At 71.1% G+C, this 19,706-nt stretch carries 15 protein-coding genes; 7 read left to right on the plus strand and 8 right to left on the minus strand.

What is annotated here, in order from left to right; genetic code table 11:
- Positions 1-1,255, plus strand: a 1,255-nt coding sequence (locus VGW35_25355; protein ID HEV8311003.1) for a HEAT repeat domain-containing protein, incomplete at its 5' end; no start/stop codon positions are given.
- A gap of 97 nt (positions 1,256-1,352) precedes the next feature.
- A complete protein-coding gene (locus tag VGW35_25360; GenBank protein HEV8311004.1) occupies positions 1,353-2,288 on the plus strand; it encodes a hypothetical protein in 936 nt (311 codons plus the stop codon).
- A gap of 95 nt (positions 2,289-2,383) precedes the next feature.
- On the opposite strand, the gene VGW35_25365 is transcribed toward VGW35_25360, so the two are convergent.
- From VGW35_25365 to VGW35_25380, 4 genes are read right to left on the minus strand one after another with little or no spacing between them, the layout of a single operon-like run.
- Entirely contained in the window at positions 2,384-3,838 is a 1,455-nt protein-coding gene (locus VGW35_25365; protein ID HEV8311005.1) for a hypothetical protein, read from the minus strand.
- A 54-nt stretch (positions 3,839-3,892) separates the two neighbouring features.
- A complete protein-coding gene (locus tag VGW35_25370) occupies positions 3,893-4,234 on the minus strand; it encodes a hypothetical protein (protein HEV8311006.1) in 342 nt (113 codons plus the stop codon).
- Positions 4,235-4,290: 56 nt separating this feature from the next.
- Positions 4,291-5,250 carry a HEAT repeat domain-containing protein gene (locus tag VGW35_25375; GenBank protein ID HEV8311007.1) on the minus strand — a complete coding sequence of 320 codons (960 nt, stop codon included), beginning with the start codon at positions 5,248-5,250 and terminating at the stop codon, positions 4,291-4,293.
- A 10-nt stretch (positions 5,251-5,260) separates the two neighbouring features.
- The gene (locus VGW35_25380; GenBank protein HEV8311008.1) at positions 5,261-5,518 is read right to left on the minus strand and encodes a hypothetical protein; all 258 of its coding nucleotides are present in this window, start codon (positions 5,516-5,518) and stop codon (positions 5,261-5,263) included.
- A 343-nt stretch (positions 5,519-5,861) separates the two neighbouring features.
- On the opposite strand from VGW35_25380, the gene VGW35_25385 reads away from it, so the two are divergent.
- The 5 genes from VGW35_25385 (at position 5,862) to sthA (ending at position 15,188) form a co-directional block, all read left to right on the plus strand.
- On the plus strand, positions 5,862-8,261 hold the full coding sequence (locus VGW35_25385; protein HEV8311009.1) for an AAA family ATPase: 2,400 nt from the start codon (positions 5,862-5,864) through the stop codon (positions 8,259-8,261).
- 365 nt (positions 8,262-8,626) lie between these two features.
- The gene (locus VGW35_25390) at positions 8,627-10,354 is read left to right on the plus strand and encodes an IlvD/Edd family dehydratase (GenBank protein HEV8311010.1); all 1,728 of its coding nucleotides are present in this window, start codon (positions 8,627-8,629) and stop codon (positions 10,352-10,354) included.
- A gap of 22 nt (positions 10,355-10,376) precedes the next feature.
- Positions 10,377-12,005 carry a gamma-glutamyltransferase family protein gene (locus VGW35_25395; protein ID HEV8311011.1) on the plus strand — a complete coding sequence of 543 codons (1,629 nt, stop codon included), beginning with the start codon at positions 10,377-10,379 and terminating at the stop codon, positions 12,003-12,005.
- Positions 12,006-12,025: 20 nt separating this feature from the next.
- Positions 12,026-13,663, plus strand: a complete 1,638-nt coding sequence (locus VGW35_25400; GenBank protein HEV8311012.1) for a gamma-glutamyltransferase family protein — start codon at positions 12,026-12,028, stop codon at positions 13,661-13,663.
- Between the two features lie 67 nt (positions 13,664-13,730).
- A complete protein-coding gene (gene sthA / locus VGW35_25405; protein ID HEV8311013.1) occupies positions 13,731-15,188 on the plus strand; it encodes a Si-specific NAD(P)(+) transhydrogenase in 1,458 nt (485 codons plus the stop codon).
- A gap of 149 nt (positions 15,189-15,337) precedes the next feature.
- Here sthA and dapF read toward each other — a convergent pair whose 3' ends face one another.
- The 4 genes from dapF to VGW35_25425 all read right to left on the minus strand — a co-directional run.
- Entirely contained in the window at positions 15,338-16,216 is an 879-nt protein-coding gene (gene dapF / locus VGW35_25410; GenBank protein ID HEV8311014.1) for a diaminopimelate epimerase, read from the minus strand.
- A gap of 107 nt (positions 16,217-16,323) precedes the next feature.
- The gene (locus VGW35_25415; protein ID HEV8311015.1) at positions 16,324-17,451 is read right to left on the minus strand and encodes a citrate synthase; all 1,128 of its coding nucleotides are present in this window, start codon (positions 17,449-17,451) and stop codon (positions 16,324-16,326) included.
- A gap of 170 nt (positions 17,452-17,621) precedes the next feature.
- Positions 17,622-18,989, minus strand: a complete 1,368-nt coding sequence (locus tag VGW35_25420) for a sigma-54 dependent transcriptional regulator (protein ID HEV8311016.1) — start codon at positions 18,987-18,989, stop codon at positions 17,622-17,624.
- The coding region (locus VGW35_25425) for an ATP-binding protein (protein ID HEV8311017.1) at positions 18,961-19,706 on the minus strand (746 nt) is incomplete at its 5' end. The genes VGW35_25420 and VGW35_25425, both read right to left, overlap by 29 nt.

Raw genomic sequence — 19,706 nt, forward strand, 5'->3', positions numbered from 1 at the left:
CGGTCCCGGCCAGGGTGGTCGAGTGACGATCGACGAGCGCGACCTGGATCGTGCCGAGGCGATGCCGATCGAAGCGCTTCAGGCGTGGATCCCGTCGCTCGTCGGCCTGCTCGAGGCGCCGGACCAGCGCCTGCGTCTCAAGGCCGTGCGGGCCCTGGCCCGCGTCGTCTCCGATCCGCGGGCCGCCGACGCGATGGTCCGGGCGCTGGCCGACCCGTTCTCTCTGGTCCGCTGGGAGGCCGCCAAGGGCGCCCGGGTCCGTGACCCGAAGGTGATCGGCGCGCTCGCCCGGGCCCTCGATGACCCGGACTCGGGGGTTCGCGTGTTCGCGGCCGAGTCGCTCGGCCAGATCGGCGGGGCGCACGCCGTCGAGCCGCTCGCCGCGGCTCTCCGGCACCCCGATGCCGATACGCGCCGCGCGGCCGCCCGGGCGCTCGGCTGGACCCGCACCCCGGCCGCTGCGGAGCCCCTCCTCGCCGCGCTCGGCGACCCGGCGCCGCCCGTGCGCGCCGCGGCGGCGACCGCCCTCGGGGTCGTCGGGGATCGGCGCGTCCTCTCGGCCCTCGAGCGCCTCGCATTCGAGGACTACGCGATCGTGGAGGAGGACCAGTGGGCGAACTGGACCGTCACGGTCTCGGACGCCGCCGCGTCGGCGGCGGGAGACGTCCGCGAGCGAGTTGGGATCGAGCCCGAGGACATCGCCCGCCTCGTCGAGGCGTTGCGAATGCGCGATCCGTACCACGATGCCATCGTCGTCGGCAGGCCCGTGCAGGCAGTGAACGTACTCGTGGCGCTGGGCGAGCGCGCCGTCGAGCCGCTTCTCGCGGCCCTCCGCGACCCGAAGGCCGGCCTCCGCGCCAATGCGGCCCTCATCCTCGGACGGATCCGCGATGCGCGGGCCATCGAGCCGCTCATCGCCGCGCTCGCCGACCCCGAGCCGGTGGTCCGGACCCAGGCGGTCTGGGCGCTGAGGGACCTCGGGGACCCCCGGGCCGCCCCGCCTCTGGTCGCGGCACTTCGCGACGAGGCCGACGAGGCGCGCTCGGCGGCGAGGTACGCGCTCGAGAAGATGGGGGAGGCGGCCATCGAGCCGCTCCTGACGGCGGCTGACGAGCCGGGGTGCCGAGCCGAGGTGTTCGACGTCCTCGCGGTCGTGGGCGATGAGCGCGCCCTCGCCCGGCTCGACGCGCGCGACACCGAGGCGGCGCGCCAGGCCGCCGGCGCGATTCGACGGCGGCGCGGCGGCGGGGCCTGAGAGCAGATGGAGCCGGCGTGGGACATGACGGAGACTCCGGCATGGTACCGGCCAACCGCCCCGCGGCTGGGCCGCACGGGCTAACCGGGAGGTGCGGGTGCCGACCGAGTTCGACATCCGGCTGTGGGACTCCGAGGGACGGCCCCTGGCGGACTGGTTCGAGGCGCTCGTCGGCGTCGCCGAGGCCTGGACGCCGGCGAGCGGGCGATGGCAGGGCCTGCGGGTCGAGGACGCGCGCCTGAAGGAGGTTGCCCGACACCGCGAAGAGATGTCCGCCGGCGAGCTGCGCCGCCGCGCCGGCGAGCTGGCGGCGCCGGGGACGCGTCGGCTGACGACTGGCGTGGGCGTGCGGTGCTGGCGCTTCCGGGACGGCGCGCCGATCGAGGGCTGGGGCCGGTTGGGACTCGTGGCCTGGGACCGCGCCTGGATCGCGGGGTCGGGGCGCGACCTGCGCCTGGAAGGAGACGGCACGCTGTGGATCCAGGACGTGCGGCCGTACTGCGCCACGCTCGGCGACGAGCCCGAGGCGGCGGTGTGCAACGCCCGTGTCGAGGACAACCTCGAGCAGCTGACGGCGCTGCTCCACGCAGTGATCCGCCGGCTCCGGCCGCGGGCGATCAAGGTCTACTCGGGGGCCGGCGACGCCGTGCCGTTCAACGCTCACCTGCTGGGCTTTGCCGGGCCCGAGGTGGCCGTCGAGGATGTGCGCTTCCTCGAGGAACTGTGGCGAGGCGGGCACCCGCGCTACAACATCCCGCCGGTCGCGACGTCCGCCGGGAGCGCCCAGCTCCTCCACCTCTGGCGCTCGGCCGACCAGCGGGCGCGCCTCCACCAGCGGCTCGGCGCCGCGATTGCCCAGGCCGAGCGCGTCACCGAGCGGATCGTCATCGACCTCCTGGCCTCCGGGCGCCTCGACACCTGGGAGACCGAGCCGGGCTGGCTGGTGCTCGACTACCCGCACCCGTTCAACGCGTTCCTGGACCGCTTCTATCTCGAGCTGCTCGAGGCCGCCGCGCCGTCACCCGACGCCTGACATCCGCCCGATGGCACGCTCGGACCGACGCGCGGCATCTCACTGTCGAGCTCGTCCGACAACTCGGTCGCGCGGTTCGGTGAGCAGTCGGGTCTCTATCTCGGCTCCGAGCCGGACGTGGAGCCGCCCGGTCCGATGCCCATGGCGGTGGGCGGAAGGCCCATGAGCCACGACGCCAGGAGGACCTGGGTCGCGTCGGGCAAACGGTACTGCGCGCGGTCGACCGGGTCTCTGGTGTCGAGCGCCTGATGCCGCCCGGCGGGCACGGGTCCGCAGGCGGCTCGGTCGGGGCCGTCACAATAGAGGAAGCCGAACGGCGGGGCCTCGAGCGTTCGTTCCTCGCCGCGCGCCGCGACGTGCAGCACGAGAACGGGCGCGCGGAGGAGTCCGTCAAAGCTCCGGAGCTCGCGCCGGGCGACCGGCTCGTACTCCGTGACGGGCACGTTCCGCCGGAGTGGCAGCCAGTAGCGCCCCACCCAGCGCGTCTCGGTCTCCGTCCTGACGCGGGCGCGCAGTCCCTGGGGGACGAGCACGGCGTGGTCTCGCCGGACGCGCCAGTACTCGCGTTCCTCGACCGTGAAAGCGATCCGCAGTTCGTTCCCACCGCCGACGCGATGGCCCAGGGTCCCCACGAGGTATCGCACGGCTGACTCCACGGCGGGCGCCAGGGAGGCATTGACAGCGGAGGCCGCCTCGACGCGCACGCCCACGGGACCCCCGGTCCCCGCCGGACCCAGCAGGGTGGCGAGGGCGCTGCGGGCGGCGAGGACAGCCTCGAGCGGCCCGCCGAGGAGAGCCAGCCGCTCGCGCCAGGCGCGCAGCACCGCCTCGGCCTCGTCGGCGGTGAGCAACCCGGGATGCACGCCCGCCAGGAGAACGAGCGTGCGGTGCTCGTCGCCGGCGAGGGAGCGGGCATCGTCCCCGGCGGCGCGGAGGCCGGCGCGGGCCACCTCCTCGGGGATCAGGCCCATGCGCCGCGTCCCGGCCGGCGTGGCGGCGAGGCGCGACCTCCAGGCCTCGTTCCACCACCGCGGAGGACTGGCCTCGTCGCGAAGGACGCCGAGCAACAGGCGCCGGCCGTAGCGGGGGTCGCCGACGATCGCGGCCGGCGCGCGCCCCTGCACCCGCAGGGCCACCCACGCGACGGTCTCGTCGGCCCAGGGGTCGTCGAGCAGGCCGGCGACATCGAGACGTGGGAGCAGGCGAGGGCCGAGGTCCACGCTGGTCCAGTCCGACGACGAGGCGGCGCCCAGGCGGCCCCCGGTGACGTGGTCGAGAGACCGCACCTCGCGCCGTACCGCGGGGACGAAGCCCACCAGCACGATGCCCGCCAGCACCGCGCTCGCGGTCGCGCCGCCGAGGAGCGCCACGCCGTCAGCGCGCTTCCATCGCCGGCCGACAGCCAGCAGAGTGAGGGCGAAGACGGCCAGACCGATGGCCCACCATTCGACGCGTCCCGTGCGCACGAGATCGCCGAGACGGGCCACGAACGCGACGAGCGCGGTGGCGGCGAGGACGAGGGCCAGGAGTCGCGTGGCCAGAGCGGTCACGGTCGGCCCGCTCGGGCGCCGGCCCAGGCCTGACGCGCGGCCCACGGCAAGAAGCTAAGAGCGGCGTTCGTCATCCAGCTTGTCGAGCTCCTCGGACAGCTCGGTCGCGCGGTCCAGCGAGCAGCTCATGCAGATCGACAGGCTCCACTCCTGCGTGTTGGCGGCGGCCCACTTCCCGCACCGGTCGCAGAAGTACTGTCCGACGACGATGTCCTCGACGGGAGCCCCCACCCCTTCCCGGATCCGCCGCTCGAGCTCGTTCCGCGCGATCGATGCCCGGGGCTCGCCCGGCTTCGGCGGCGGCACCGGCTCGCACACGTCCAGGCGCAGCTCTCCACTCGTCACGTCGAGCACGAACGGGCGGATCCGGCCCTGGGTCTTGACGCTCCCGGTCACGTTCATAAAGTGTTACCGAGCGCACGCGGGCAGACGAGGCCCAGCCCCTCGCGTGCTCACGGGATCCTCGACGCTTCGTAGCGTGCGCGGTTGCGGACCCGTTCGTCAGCGTGGCGCTCGGCGGCTTCCTGCAGCGCCGCCCTCGCCTCCGCCCCGCCGGTGGCGCCGAGCGCGGCGCACAGCTCGACCGCCACGCCCGCGTCCTTCTCGGCGCGCAACGCGGCGGCCAGCGCCGGGGCCGTCGCGGGATCCCGCAGCTTCGCGAGCGCCTGCGCCGCGGCCTTACGGAGGTCGGCCCAGCCGTCCTGCAACAGCGGGGCGATGACACCGGCGGCGCGCGGGTCGCGGCTGGCGGCGAGGTCCTCGACCACCTGCACGCGGGAAGGGTCCGGGGTCGCGAGCCGCCGCAGGAGGTCGTCGGCCCCGCTCGCGGCCGCCGCCAGCCTCGCGATCGGCGTGCGGGTGAAGGTCGCCTTCCCTCCGGGCGGCGCCCTCACCTCCAGACGCTGCACCATCATGGAAGGCGGCGCCGCGTAGAACGCCGTGAACCTCACGCCGCCGTCGGCGGTCCGCTCCGCGGCCGGGGCCGTGATCACAGCCCGCTCGGCGTCGGTGAGTCGGGGCAGGGCCGCGCCCGGCTCGACGAGCTGGATCATCCCATCACCCGCGGACCCCGCGAGGCTCATCGCGACGGCGCGGGGGTCCGCCGCCACGAGCAGGGTGGCCCAGTCGCCGCTGCCGTCCATCATCGCCAGACTGTCGGGGGTCGCGTACCCGCCGGGACGGCCATCGACCGTGTAGTAGCGCCACGGCCCGACGGCCCACGCCGGGACCTCCACCGCCCTGCGCCCTCTCGCCGCCTGCGCGACCTTCGCATCCGGCGTCAGGGCCTCGCCCTGTCCGTCCGTCGCCCCGGGCCCGAGGCACGCCGCCGCCGACAGCACGATCCAGGGCCAGAGCCGGCGAACCTCATGTCGGAAGCGGCGGCAGGCGAGACTCCCGCTGAAGCTCAGCATGGCCGCCGCCTCACCTCCAGGTCGCCTCGACCCAATTCTGGTCCATCGCCAGGTACTGGCGGAGCTGCTCCTCCGTGTAGAACTCCTCCAGCCCACCCGACCCGGCCATCACGTCGTACGAGATCCAGGTGCAGCTCCGCCGGAACCGCCCGTCCGGGAGCTGCTCGAACACCTCGCTGATGACGGAGTCGGGTCCATTCTCTTGCGTCACCAGCTGCCCTCCCTGCTTGAGTCGGTCGATCGTCCTGTCCACATCCGAAGGGCTCATCCGTCCTCCCCGAGGCGTGATCTCACTCGCGCTCTGCGCGCGGACGTCGGAGGAACAACGCACCTGGAGTGGCCGTGGGTAGTGGCCCTTTCCCAGTGTCCCGCCAGCATAGACCACCCAGGGCACGTCATGCCAGCTGGCGTATCCTGAATGTCAACCAAAGGAGCCCGGCCGACGGACCGAGCGCTCGGGGCGATGCGAGCCGCAGCCCGTGTGAAGCGTTTGACCAAGGCTGCGCGTGGCGGTATGCTCCCGGACACGCGTCGAACTGCCGGCGGGGCGGGCTTCATGGCACCAGCGCGGTCCGGGAGACGCAGGGTCGCTAACCGTCAAGGGGGCCGCGATGTTCGGGAAGTCTTCCCTCGAAAAGGGCGAGGCCTGCTACCGGAAGGGTCAGTACGACGACGCCCTGAAGTTCCTGACTGACGCCCTGGACGAGAAGAGCGGGGACCGGACGCGCTGCCAGTACTTCCTGGGACTCACCTGGTTCGAGAAGGGCGACTACGACAAAGCCATCGAGAACCTGAAGGGGGCCTTGGAGCTGGCGCCGGACCGGCCGGTCGTCCCGCAAGACCCCGCCGGCGCGCAGTACACGCTGGCCCGGGCCTTCTATCGAAAAAACGACTATGCCTCGGCCGCCATGTGGGCCGAGCAGGGCCTCCGCAAGGACCCCCGGAGCCCCCGGCTGCACAACCTCCTGGGAATTGCCCGGCTCTCGCTCGGGAATCACGAGGAGGCGGTCACGTGCTGCGACCGCGCCCTCGAGCTCGACCCCACCCACCAGGCATACCCGGACACGCCCGGGGTGATCCACGACAACAAGGCGAGCGCGCTCATCGGGCTCAAGAGATACCGGGAGGCCCTGGCTGCAGTCGACGAGGCGATCCGGCTGGAACCCCGGAACGGCAAGTACTACAACCGACGAGGACTCATCTTCGGCGACCATCTCAAAGACTACGAGGAAGGCATCAAGAACATCAAGAAGGCGATCGATCTGGATCCCGGCAACCGGGACGGCGTCTACTACTACAACATCGCCTTTTTCCTGACCCAGCAGAAGCGATACGAAGAGGCCTCCGTGTTCATCCAGAAGGCCCTGTCCCTCAACGCCCAGGACCAGAGCTTCGTCAACCTGCAGAAGACCATCGCCCAGAACGTCAAGGCGGACGCCGAGCTCTCCATGCTCACCCCCCGCTTCACCTTCGCCGACGTGGGTGGGATGAAGGAGCTCAAAGCGGAGATCCGGCGCGTGATGAACGTCGTCCTGGTGGAAAAGGAGAAGGCCAGGAAGTACAAGATCGAGAAGAACGGGATTCTGCTCTACGGCCCGCCGGGCTGCGGCAAGACGTTCCTGGCCGAGGCGATCGCCGGCGAGTTCAAGCTGAGCTTCCTGCGGGTCAGTGTCTCCGCCATCGTCTCCAAGTGGATCGGAGAGAGCGCCCAGAACATCGGTAAGGTGTTCCAGGACGCGATCGTGCATGCGCCCTGCCTCATCTTCTTCGACGAGTTCGAAGCCATCGCCTCGCGCCGCGGCGAGGTGGCGATGCACATCGAGGACCAGCGGACGGTGGATGCCTTCTTGCAGGAGCTGGACAAGTACCGGCGGATCCCGGGGATCATCGTCGGCGCCGCCACGAACAACCTGGACGCGCTGGACAAGGCGGTGATCCGGGAAGGCCGGTTCGACTACAAGATCAAGATCTACAAGCCGGACTTCGAGGCCAGGCTGGAGGTCTTCAAGGCCAAGCTCCGGAACCGTCCGATCGCGGAAGACATCGATTACTTCGCCCTCGCCAACGGAACCGAGGGCTTCGCCACCGCCAGAATCGCCGATGTCATCAACAACGCCGCCCTGGCCGCCCTGGAGGCCGATGCCCCGATCTCCAGCGGGCACCTGCAGCGGGCGCTGCAGGCGGAAGTCGGCAAGGAGCGGTTCGAGGGCAAGCGGAAAACGTGGGACGACCTGATCCTGGACGAGCGAACGAAGGAGAAGCTCCGGTTCATCGAGAACATCATCGAGCATCCCGAGGAGGCGCGCGCCCTGGGGGTCGAGCCGCCGTCGGGGCTCCTGCTCTGCGGCCCCCCGGGAACGGGGAAGACCACCGTGGCCCGGGTGCTGGCGTCGGAAGTGAACGCCTCCTTCTACCTGGTGACCCCGGCCGACGTCCTGTCGAAATGGGTGGGAGAATCGGAGCAGCGGGTGAGGGACCTCTTCGAGAAGGCCAGGGAAAACCGCCCGAGCATCGTCTTCGTGGACGAGATCGACGCCCTGCTGTCCCGGCGGGACGACGGAGGCGGCGGGCAGTGGCGGAACATGGTAGTGAACGCCTTCCTGATGGAGATGGATGGGCTGTCGAGCGCGCCCGGGGTCTTCGTGGTCGGCGCCACCAACCGGCCCGATCTGCTGGACGAGGCGATCCTACGCCCGGGGAGACTGTCGGAGCGAATCGAGATTCCGCTGCCCTCGGCGGAGCAGCGGCGGGAGCTGCTCCGCCTGTTCACGAAGAAGATGAAGCTCGGCGAGGACGTGGATTTCGGCGTGCTGGCGGGCGAAACGGAGGGCTTCTCCGGCGCAGAGATCGAAGGCCTCTGCAACAACGCCGGCCGGGACGCGCTGATCCGGGTGCTGGAGAGCAAGGCGGCGCCGGCCGTGGTGTCGGCCGACTTCGTGAAGGCCCTCACGGAGCGACGAGAGGGCAAGAAACAACAGGACAAGCCGATCGGCTTCATCACGAAGTCGTGAGACGGCCCGGGACGGTCGCGTACGCCCCGCGTCGTCCTCGGTCGTCGGCGGGCCTCAACCGTATGCGGCATACGCCTCGGCCCGGTTCCATCGCGATCCCATCGAACGTGGCGCCGGGATCGATCTCGACACTCATGAGACGGTCTCCAGGTCGACGACGGGCAGTGATCCGGCGCAGCAGACGAGTGACCTTGGACTCTCCGGCCGGGTAGGATTCTCCAGTCTTCAGTCTTCGTCCCTCTGAGCGCCCGCCAGCATACTCCACTCCACGCGCAGCGCACCAGCGGGCTCTTGACACCGCGCGGACGGCGGGAAAGGATAGACGTCCTGTGGGCTCGGACCGAGCCCAGGAGGTCACCACGACGATGGCGTCCCGGCAGTTGCGCAGCGAGCTCTGGTTCGGCGGGAACGACCTGAACGGCTTCGTCCACCGCGCGTGGCTGAAGGCGGAAGGGTTCACCGACGACACCTTCCGGGGCCGGCCGGTGATCGGCATCGCCAACTCCTGGAGCGAGGCGACCAACTGCAACAGCCACCTGCGCACGGTCGCCGAGCACGTCAAGCGCGGGGTGTGGCGGGCCGGCGGCTTTCCCCTGGAGTTCCCCGTGATCTCGCTGAGCGAGCCGCTCATGAAGCCCACGACCATGCTCTTCCGGAACCTCATGGCCATGGACGTGGAGGAGTGCATCCGGGCGCTCCCCTTCGACGGCGTCGTCCTCCTCTCGGGCTGCGACAAGACGACTCCCGCCATGCTCATGGGTGCCGCCAGCGCCGACGTACCCGCCATCATGGTGACCGGGGGCCCCATGCTGCGGGGCATGTACGGCACCGAGGCCCTGGGGTCCGGCACCGACGTCTGGCGCTATTGGGACGAGTTCCGGGCGGGGCGCATCGGCGAGGAGGCGTGGTGCGAGATGGAGAACTGCATCTCGCGCTCGAGCGGGCATTGCATGGTCATGGGGACGGCCTCGACGATGGCCTCCATGGCCGAGGCGCTCGGCATGACCCTTCCCGGGAACGCGGCCATCCCCGCCGCCGACGCGCGGCGTCTGGCGCTGGCCGAGGCCAGCGGCAAGCGGATCGTCGAGCTGGTGGCCGAGGACCTCCGGCCCAGCCGGATCCTGACGCGTGCGGCCTTCGAGAACGCCATCCGGGTGGACATGGCCATCGGCGGCAGCACCAACGCGATCGTCCATCTGGCGGCGATCGCCGGGCGCGTCGGCGTGCCGCTCCCGCTCTCGCTCTTCGACAGGATGTCCCGCGAGACCCCGTTCATCGCGAACGTCCGGCCTTCGGGCACGTACCTGATGGAGGATTTCTTTTACGCCGGCGGGCTGCCGGCCGTCCTCCACGAGCTGGCCCCGCTGCTCCACGCCGATGCGGTGACGGTCACCGGCCGGGGGATCGTCGAGAACGTCCGGACGGCGTCGGTCCGAAACCGCGACGTCATCGTCCCGCTCGACCGGCCGCTCGGGAAGGAGGGCGGCACCGTCATCCTCTACGGCAACCTCTGCCCCGACGGCGCCGTGCTCAAGCAGACGGCGGCCTCCCCGCACCTCCTGCAGCATCGCGGGCGAGCGGTCGTGTTCGCATCGAAGCACGACCTGATGGCCCGGATCGAGGATCCCGCCCTCCCGGTCGACGAGGCCTCGGTGCTCGTCCAGAAGCTCGGCGGGCCGAAGGGCGCGCCGGGGATGCCCGAGTGGGGGCAGCTCCCGATCCCTTCGGGCCTCCTCCGTCGCGGCGTCAAGGACATGGTGCGGATCTCGGACGCGCGGATGAGCGGCACCTCCTACGGGACCTGCGTGCTCCACGTCTCTCCGGAGTCCGCGGTCGGCGGGCCGCTGGCGCTGGTCCAGGACGGGGACGAGATCGAGCTGGACGTCCCGAACCGTCGGCTCACGCTCCACGTTCCGGACGACGAGCTCGGGCGCCGCCGCGCCCGGTGGACGCCCCCACGCCCGGCCTTCACGCGAGGCTACGGGAAGCTCTACCTCGACCACGTGCTCCAGGCGCACGAGGGCGCCGATTTCGACTTCCTCCGCGGCGGACCCGGACAGGATCTGGAGCCATACCGGCCGACGAGCCATTGACCGGCGAAGAGGAGACCATCCCATGCCGACGCCCCCGCACGGCCGCGCGTACCGTCCGACCATCATGGGGACCCGCGGTTGCGTCGCGGCCGCCCATCCGCTGGCCGCCATGGCCGGCATCCAGCTCCTGCTCGACGGCGGGACCGCCGTGGACGCGGCGTGCGCGACCTCGCTGGCCCTCCACGTCGTGGAGCCGTACATGTCGGGACCCGGCGGCGTCGCGACGATCCTCCTCTCCCGGCGCGGGATGCGCGAGGCCCTCGTCTCGACGGGTCGGGCCCCGGCGGCGGCGGACGCCGCCGCGGTGACGGCGGCCGACCTCAAGGGCGGGCCCCGCTCGATCGCCGTGCCGGGGCTCCCGGCGGCGATCCTCGCCCTGCACGAGCGCTACGGCACGCTCCCGCGGGGCGCCGTGTTCGCCCCGGCCATCCGGCTCGCCGAGGACGGATTCCCGCTCACCGGGAAGAACTGCGCGTTCTTCCAGACGGGCCGGGAACAGCTCGCCTACTCGGCCGAGGCCGAGCGGACCTTCCTCCCCGGCGGGCGCCTGCCCCGCCCCGGGACCATCCTCGTGCAGAAGGAGCTCGGGGGAACCCTTCGCCAGCTGGCCGAGGGCGGCGCCGAGGCCTTCTATCGCGGCCCGCTGGCCCGGGCGATGGCGCGGGCGGTCGAGGAGCGGGGCGGCTGGCTCACCGAGGCCGACCTCGCGGGCTACGCGCCCATGTGGGGCACGCCGGTCGTCGCCGCGTTCCGGGGCCACGAGGTCCTGGTGCCGCCGCCGCCGACCAACGCGCTACAGCTCTTGCAGACGCTTCAGCTCCTCGAGGGCTTCGACCTCCGCGACTTCGGCCACAACTCGGTCGAGTATCTCCACCACTTCATCGAGGCGGTGAAGCTCGCCTCGGCCGACCGCGTGGCTCACGGCACGACCCGGGGGGTGCTCCCGATCGCGGGGCTCCTCTCGCCGCGGTACGCGGCCGAGCGCCGCCGGCTCATCGATCCCGCGCGGGCCGGGGTCAGCGGCGGCGAGCGGTTCAGCTCCGAGCGACTGCCGGGCGAGATCCTGCCCGGCCACCCGGCCGACTTCACGAAGGAGCACACCACGCACTTCGCGGTGGCCGATGCCGACGGCACCGTGGTGACCGTGACCCAGACCCTGGGGAGCGTCTTCGGGTCGGGCGTGATGGTGCCGGGGACCGGGATGCTCCTCAACGACTCGCTCTACTGGACGGATCTGGACCCGGCCAGCCCGGCGCTCCTGCGCGGCGGGGCGACGCTCGAGACCCGGATGTCGCCGACCCAGGTCTTCCGGGATGACACCTTCCGACTCTCGATCGGCACCCCCGGTTCGTTCGGCATCCTTCAGACCACGCCGCAGATGCTCCTCAACGTCGTGGAGTTCGGCATGACCATCCAGGAGGCGATCGAGGCGCCCCGCGTCCGCGTCTATCGCGACCGCCTGGTCGACGTCGAGGGACGCATCCCGCCGGAGACGCGGGAGGGCCTGGCCGGGCGCGGTCACCAGGTCAACGTCATCGAGGACTGGTCGTGGGTGGTGGGCGGTGGCCAGGGAATCGTGCGCGACCCGGAATCGGGCGCGCTCCAGGGCGGCGCCGACCCGCGACGGGACGGCTACGCCCTGGCGATCTGAGGGGCTCGAAAGGACGGCGTATGCCCCCGCATGGCCTCGCGCACCGGCCCGCCGTGGGCGGAACCCGCGGCGTGGTGACCTCCGCCCACGTCCTCGCCTCGATGGCGGGCCTGGAGATGCTGCTCCAGGGCGGCAACGCCGTGGATGCCGCAGTCGCGACGGCGGCCGCGCTGAACGTCGTCGAGCCGTACATGTCGAGCCTGGCCGGCTGCGGCGTGATGCTGATCTCCTCCGCTCGGGGCCGGGAGCGCGTGGCCCTCGACTACACGGGCCTCACGCCTCGGGCCGCCGATCCGACGCGTGTCCGGGCCGAGGAGCTGAAGGTGGGGCCGAAGGCGATCGTGACCCCGGGAAACCTGGGGGGCTGGCTGGCCGCCCTCGAGCGCTTCGGCTCGATGCCGCGGGCGCGCGTCTTGGCCCCGGCCATCCGGCTCGCCGAGGACGGCTTCCCGCTGAGCCTGAAGAACTGCGAGTTCTTCCAGAAAGGCGAGGCCCAGCTGGCGGGCTCCGCCGAGGGCCGGCGGCTGATTCTCGGCAACGGCGCGCCACGCCCGGGCGCGCGCTTCGTCCAGGCGGACCTGGGTCGCACCCTCCGTGACATCGCGGAGGGCGGGGCCGAGGTCCTCTACGCGGGTCCCCTCGGTCGGGCGATCGTCAAGGCCGTCCAGGACGCAGGCGGCTGGCTCAGCGAGGCGGACCTGGCCGCCTGCCGGCCGAGCTGGCAGCCGCCGATCGCGGGGCACTTCCGCGGCATGGAGCTCCTGATCCCGCCACCCCCCTGCTCGGGCTGGCAGCTCCTCGAGACGCTTCACGTCCTCGAAGGCGTCGACTTGAAGGCCCTCGGGCACAACTCGGGCCAGTACCTCCACCTCTTCGTGGAGGCGGTGAAGCTCGCCTCGGCGGATCGGGTGGCCTACGCCCACCCGCCGAAACCGGCCGACGTGCCGATCGCCGGACTCCTCTCGACGACCTACGCGGGCCGCCAGCGCGAGCGCCTCGACTGGGTGCACGCCGCCGTGAGTGGCGGAGAGCGGTGGACCCGTGAGCGGCTGCCTGACGAGATCCTGCCCGGTCACCCCGCCGACTTCCTGAAGGAGCAGACGACCCATTTCGCCGCGGCCGACCCCGATCTCACCGTCACCGTCACCCAGAGCCTGGGGAGTCCCTTCGGCTCCGGATTCGCGGCGCCCGGGACCGGGCTCTTCCTGAACAACTTCCTCTACTGGAGCGACCTCGACGCGGAGAGCCCGAACTACCTGCAGCCCGGTGAGCAGCTCGAGCTGATGATGACGCCGACCCAGGGCTTCCGGAACGGCCGGTGCATCCTCTCCATCGGAACGCCCGGCTCGTTCGGCATCCTCCAGACGACGCCCCAGATGATCCTGAACCACCTCGAGTTCGGCATGAACATCCAGGAGGCCATCGAGGCGCCCCGCGTCCGGGTCTACCGGGACCGCCTCCTGGACGTCGAATCGCGGATCCCCGAGGCCATGCGGGCCGCGCTGGCCGCCCGCGGTCACCAGGTGAACGTTCTCCACGAGCACGGCGGCTGGTCGTGGGTCGTCGGCGGCGCCCAGGGCTTGACCCGGGACCCCGAGTCCGGCGCGCTCATGGGCGGAGCCGATCCGCGGCGCGACGGCTACGCCGTGGCAATCTGAGCGCTGAGGAGCAAGCCATGACGATCGGCGACTATTCGACGACGCCCCCCGAGCCCATCGCCGACTGATGCCGGCCGAGCGCTTCGACCTCGTGGTCCTCGGGTGCGGCCCGGCCGGCGAGAAGGGCGCCGCCCAGGCGGCCTACTTCGGCAAGCGCGTGGCGGTGGTCGAGAGCCAGCCGTACCTGGGCGGGGCCGGCATCAACACCGGAACCATCCCTTCCAAGACGCTTCGGGAGACGGCCCTCTATTTCTCGGGCCTCCAGCAGCGCGGCCTTTACGGCGTCGACTACACCGTCAAGTCCGATCTCACCGTCCGGGACTTCATGTTCCGGGAGCGGGAGGTCGTGGGGGCCCTGCGCGTGAAGGCCGCCCAGAACCTGACGCGGCACCGCATCACGCTGGTCCAGGGCTTCGGCAGCTTCGAGGATCCCCACCTGATCCGCGTGCGGAGCGACGACCACCCGGACCGCCTCCTGAGCGCCGACGCCGTCCTGATCGCCACCGGCTCGCGGCCCTTCCGCGCCGGCAGCGTGCCGTTCGACGATCGGCTGGTGCTCGACAGCGACACGGTTCTCCGGATGGACCGCATCCCTCGAAGCCTGGCCGTGGTGGGCGCCGGAGTCATCGGCTGCGAGTACGCGTCGATCTTCTGCGCGCTCGGGATCGAGGTCACGCTGCTGGGGGGCCGCGACCGGCTGCTGCCCTTCCTCGACCACGAGATCTCCGACCGCCTGCGGCTCCAGATGGAGCTCCTCGGCGTCCGCATGCGACTCGGCATCATGGTGGAGCACTACGAGCCGCTGGGCGACCGCGTGCGGCTCTCCCTCTCCGATGGCGAGACCCTCGAGGCCGAGAAGGTCCTGGTCGCCGCCGGACGGCTCGGCAACACCGAGAGCCTCGACCTGCCCCGGGTGGGCATCATGCCGGACGCCCGGGGGATCCTCACGGTGAACGAGCACTACCAGACGTCGGTCCCCCACATCTACGCGGCGGGCGACGTGATCGGGTTCCCGGCCCTGGCCGCCGTCTCGATGGAGCAGGCGCGCGTTGCGATGTGCCACGCGTTCGACCTCAAGTACAAGACGCGCGTCTCGTCCCTCCTCCCCATCGCCATCTACACGATCCCCGAGGTCGGCATGGCCGGCGAGACCGAGGAGACGCTCCAGGCCAAGCACATCCCCTACTGCGTCGGCCGCGCCTTCTTCGCCGACAACGCCCGGGGGCAGATCATCGGAGAGCTGGCCGGGGAGATCAAGCTGATCTTCTCCCCGGCCGACCAGCGGCTGTTCGGGGTGCACGTCATCGGGGAGACCGCCTCGGAGCTCGTCCACGTCGGGCAGGTCTGCCTCCAGTTCGGCGGCACGCTCGACTTCTTCATCCAGGCCGTCTTCAACTACCCGACGCTGGGCGAGGCGTACAAGTACGCCGCCTACGACGGACTCGGGGCGCTGGCCCGGCAGGCGGCGGGCGAGACCTCGACGGGAACGGCCCGGACGCCGCTCGCGGATCAGCGCGGCGTCTGAGCGGCGGAGCCCCATCTCGGAGCCTGTCGGAGTATCCCGGCGCCGGACACCGAGCGCGTGGGGCATCGAGGAGTGCTCCGAGCGGCGGCTTCGCCGCCGCCACGATGGGGGGGCATCGGGGGGGTCTTCCGAGACCCCCCCGAAATGACCTAGTCGAAGGGAAGGGGCTCCTGGTCGCGCAGCGCCTGGAGGAGGTCGGGGGCCAGCTCCCCGGTGGAGACCTCGGCGACGGGTCCGCGGAGCCGGATCGAGTAGTCGGCCCGCACCTCGACCCCCAGGTGGCCGCCCGGCATGAGCAGAGTCACCGCGCCGTCGGTAAGACCGTTCCGGACGGCGGCGGCGGCGACGGCGCACGAGGACGAGCCCGAGGCCAGGGTGTAGCCCGCGCCACGCTCCCAGATCCGGATGTCGATCCGGTCGCGCCCGAGGACACGCGCGAACTGGACGTTCGTCCGGTTGGGAAAGGCGGGGTGGGTCTCGATCCGGGGCCCCCAGGCGCGGACCTCGGCCTCCTCCAGTCGGTCCGTGAACACGACGCAGTGCGGGTTCCCGACCGACACACAGGTCACCGTGAAGAACCGGTCGCCGACCTGGAGGGGAACGGCCACCACGTCCCGGTCGGGCCCGTGCATCGGGATCTCCGGTGCCCGGAACGTCGCCCGGCCCATCTCCACCGTGACCGCGCTCACACGGGCCGCGGTCAGGTGGCAGACGGCCTCGACGAGCCCGCCCGGGGTCTCGATGCGCATCGGCGTCTTCCGCACGCCACCCCGTTCCCACAGGTACTTGGCGAAGATCCGGAGGCCGTTTCCCGACTTCTCCGCCTCGCTCCCGTCGGGATTGAAGATCCGGAGCCCCGCGTCGGCGGCCGTCGGGGTCGTCCGCAGGAGGATCCCGTCCGAGCCGACGCCCCAGTTTCGGTGGCAGATCCACCGAATGGCGGCCGGCGTGAACGGGAAGTCGATCTCGGCCTCCTCCAGGACGAGGTAGTCGTTGCCGAGCCCGTGTCCCTTCGTGAAGCGGGCCACGGCGTCAGGTCCTCGGGTCGTGAGCGAGGCTCGGTTTCAAAGGGAAGGCGTCCGGGTCCCGGAGGCCGGCCAGGCCCCGCGTTCCGGCCCTAGCCCCCTCCGATCGACTAGCGCTGGTCGATCGGGACCCAGTTGGCTTGCCGCGACCCGGTGTACTCGGCGCGTGGCCGGATGAGGCGGTTGTTCCCCTGTTGCTCGAGGACGTGGGCGGTCCAGCCGCAGACGCGGGAGACGACGAAGATCGGCGTATAGAGGTCGGGATCGATTCCCATCGAGTAGTACGTCGAGGCCGAGTAGAAGTCGACGTTGGGGTTGAGGCCCTTCTGCTCCTTGACCACCCGCTCGACGATACGGGACATCTCGTACCACTTCAGCTCGCCGACCTCCCGGCCGAGCGCCTCGGAGAGCCGCCGGAGATGCGTGGCGCGCGGATCCTCGGTGTGGTAGACACGGTGGCCGAACCCCATGATCCGCTTCTTCTGGGCCAGGGCCGTCTTGATCCACGCCTCCGCTCGGTCCACCTCGCCGATGTCGAGGAGCATCCGGATCACCCCGACGTTGGCGCCACCGTGGAGCGGCCCCTTGAGGGCCCCGATCCCCGACACCACGCCGGAGTAGATGTCGGACAGGGTGGCGACCGTGACCCGCGCCGCGAAGGTCGACGCGTTCAGCTCGTGGTCGGCGTGCAGGATGAGGGCGACGTCCATCGCCTTGGCGGCCAGCGGGCTCGGTTTCTTGCCGAAGAGCATGTAGAGGAAGTTGGCCGCGAGGTTGAGCCGCGGGTTGGGCGCCACCGGCGCCTTGCCCTTGCGGAGCCGCGCCCACGCCGCCACCAGCGTGGGGACCTGGGCCTGGATTCGGATCGCCTTGCGGACATTCGCCTCCCGCGAGTTGTCGGCGGCCTCCGGATCGTACATCCCGAGGGCCGACACCGCGGTCCGCACGACGTCCATGGCGTCGGCCTTCCGCGGAAAGCCCTTGAGGAGCGCCGTCACCTTCGGGGGGAGGCGGCGCTGGCTGGTGAGGTCGCGCGTCAGGCGGTCCAGCTCGCGACGGGTCGGCAAGGTGCCGTGCCACAGGAGGTAGGCCGTCTCCTCGAAGCTCGAGTGGGCGACGAGGTCGTGGATGTCATAACCCCGATAGAGGAGCCGCCCCTGATTACCGTCGATGAAGCAGATCTCGGAGGTGGAGACGACGACGTCTTCCAGGCCGGTATTGGGAACCGTGGTCGTCATGGGGCGCTCCCGTCGTTCGAAGAGGTTGGCGAAACGCGCGCGGCCCCGCGCTGGGGGCCGCCTGTCCAGTCCTGGCGACGCTTATTCTGGCACAGGGTCCGGGCCCCCGCAAGGGCACCCCCGCCCCGGGCCGCATCGGGGGGGGTCTTCCGACACCCCCCGGAAATGACCTAGGCCGGGCGCTTCTGGGGGATGCCGTGCTTCCGCATCTTGGAGTAGAGCGTCGGCCGATGAAGCCCGAGCAGGGCGGCCGCCGCCTGCTTGTTCCAGTTCGTCGTCTCGAGCGCCTGGAGGATCGCCTGTCGCTCACGCTCCTCCAGGTTCAGCGTCGTCGGCGCCGCCGGCGTCTCCGCCGGCGCGGTCCCCGGCTGGCGGCCGCGCGTCAGGGTCTCCGGGAGGTCCCCGACGGTGATCTCGCCGCTCCGGGTGACGAGGACGGCCCGCTCGAGCGCGTGCTCGAGCTCCCGCACGTTCCCCGGCCATGAGTACCCCAGGAGGGTCTGGTACGCGTCGGCACTGATTCCGGTCACCTGCTTGCCGTGCTTCTCGGCAAAGCGGGCGAGGAAGTGCTGGGCCAGCAAGGAGAGATCCTCGGGGCGCTCCCGCAGCGGCGGGATCCGAATGGTCACGGTGTTGATCCGGTAGTAGAGATCCTCGCGCAGCTTCAGCTCCCGCACAGCCGCCTCGGGGTCGCGGTTGGTGGAGGACAGGAGCCGGAAGTCGACCTCGATGTCCCGCGAGGTCCCCAGGCGCCGGAACTTCCGCTCTTCCAGCACGCGGAGAAGCTTGGCCTGCAGGTCCGCCGGCATCTCGGCGATCTCGTCGAGCAGGAGCGAGCCCCGGTGTGCCTCCTCGAACAGGCCGGGCTTGTCGCCGGTCGCGCCCGTGAAGGCGCCCTTGGCGTACCCGAACAGCTCGGATTCGATGAGGTCCTTCGGGAGGGCGGCGCAGTTGATCTTGATGAACTGTCCGTCGGCCCGCGGGCTCGCGTAGTGGATGGCGTTGGCGACCAGCTCTTTCCCGGTCCCGGATTCCCCGACGATCAGCACGTTGGCGTCGACGGAGGAGACCGTGTCCAGCAGGTCGAAGACCTTCTTCATCGGGCCCGAGCGTCCGACGAGGCCACCATACCCGGTGCGGCCGCCCGCCACCTTCTCGAGCAGGTTCTTGTGCTCGAGGGCGTTGGCGACGACCGTGAGGATCTTCTCGGGGTTCATGTCGTGCGGCTTCTCGAGGAAGTCGTAGGCGCCCGCCTCCCGGGCGGCAAACCCCTTGGGTCCCGACCCGTGGGCGGTGATGACTACCGCCACCAGGCCCGGCCGCCGGGCCTTGAGCTTCCGGACGAGATCGAGTCCGTCCATGTCGGGCAGCACGAGGTCGACGAAGGCGAGGTCCCAGTCCGCCCGCTCGACCTCGGCCAGCGCGCGATTGGCCGAGCCCGCCGTCCGAACCGTGTAGCCTTCTTCCTGCAGGGCCACCCGGAACGAGTCGGCTACCGATTCTTCGTCGTCAACGACCAGAATGCGTCCTTCGGGCATTGTCTTCCGCCTGTGCGGCTGCGGGCAGGATGACGCGAATCGTCGTTCCACCGCCCGGCTGGCTGTGTACCTCGATCCGGCCGCCGTGCTGCTCGATGATCTGGGACGCGATGAGCATCTCCAGCCCCGTCCCCGCCCCTCGCGTCGTGAAGAACGGCTCGAAGAGTCGGTCCCGTATCTCGGGAGCGAGGCCCGACCCTGAATCCTGGACGCTCAGCTCGGCTTCCGAAGGCCCTCTCTGGCCCACCCCGACCGTCAGCGTGCCACCCTCGGGCATCGCGTCCAGGGCGTGAGTGAGGAACGCCACGGTCGCCTGCCGGAGCCCACGGGCGTCTGCTCGCGCGGTCACTCCCGCCCCCTCGTAGCGCCGCACCACCTGGACGCCGGTGTCTCCTGCCCGGGCCTCCACGCTGCCGAGCGCGTCGTCCATGAGCGGGACCAGCGCCACCGCGGCGGGCTCGAAGGCGCCGGGAAGGCCGAAGCCCGTCGCTTCGTTGATCACCGTCGAGAGCTGATCGATCGCCCGGGCGACCTTGTCGGCCAGCTCCCGGAGCTCGGGTCTGGCCTCGCGGCACTGCCGCTCGAGGAGCAGCGCGTAGAGCTTGAGGGCGCCCAGCGGGTTCTTGAGCTCGTGCGCCACAAAAGCCGACAGGCGCGCGAGGCCGGCCAACGCCGCCGTCGTGTGTTCCCGGAGCTGGACGGTGCGAAAGCCGGTGA

The sequence above is a fragment of the Candidatus Methylomirabilota bacterium genome, assembly GCA_036005065.1.
In the GTDB taxonomy this organism is placed as follows: Bacteria; Methylomirabilota; Methylomirabilia; order Rokubacteriales; family DASRDR01; genus DASYQW01.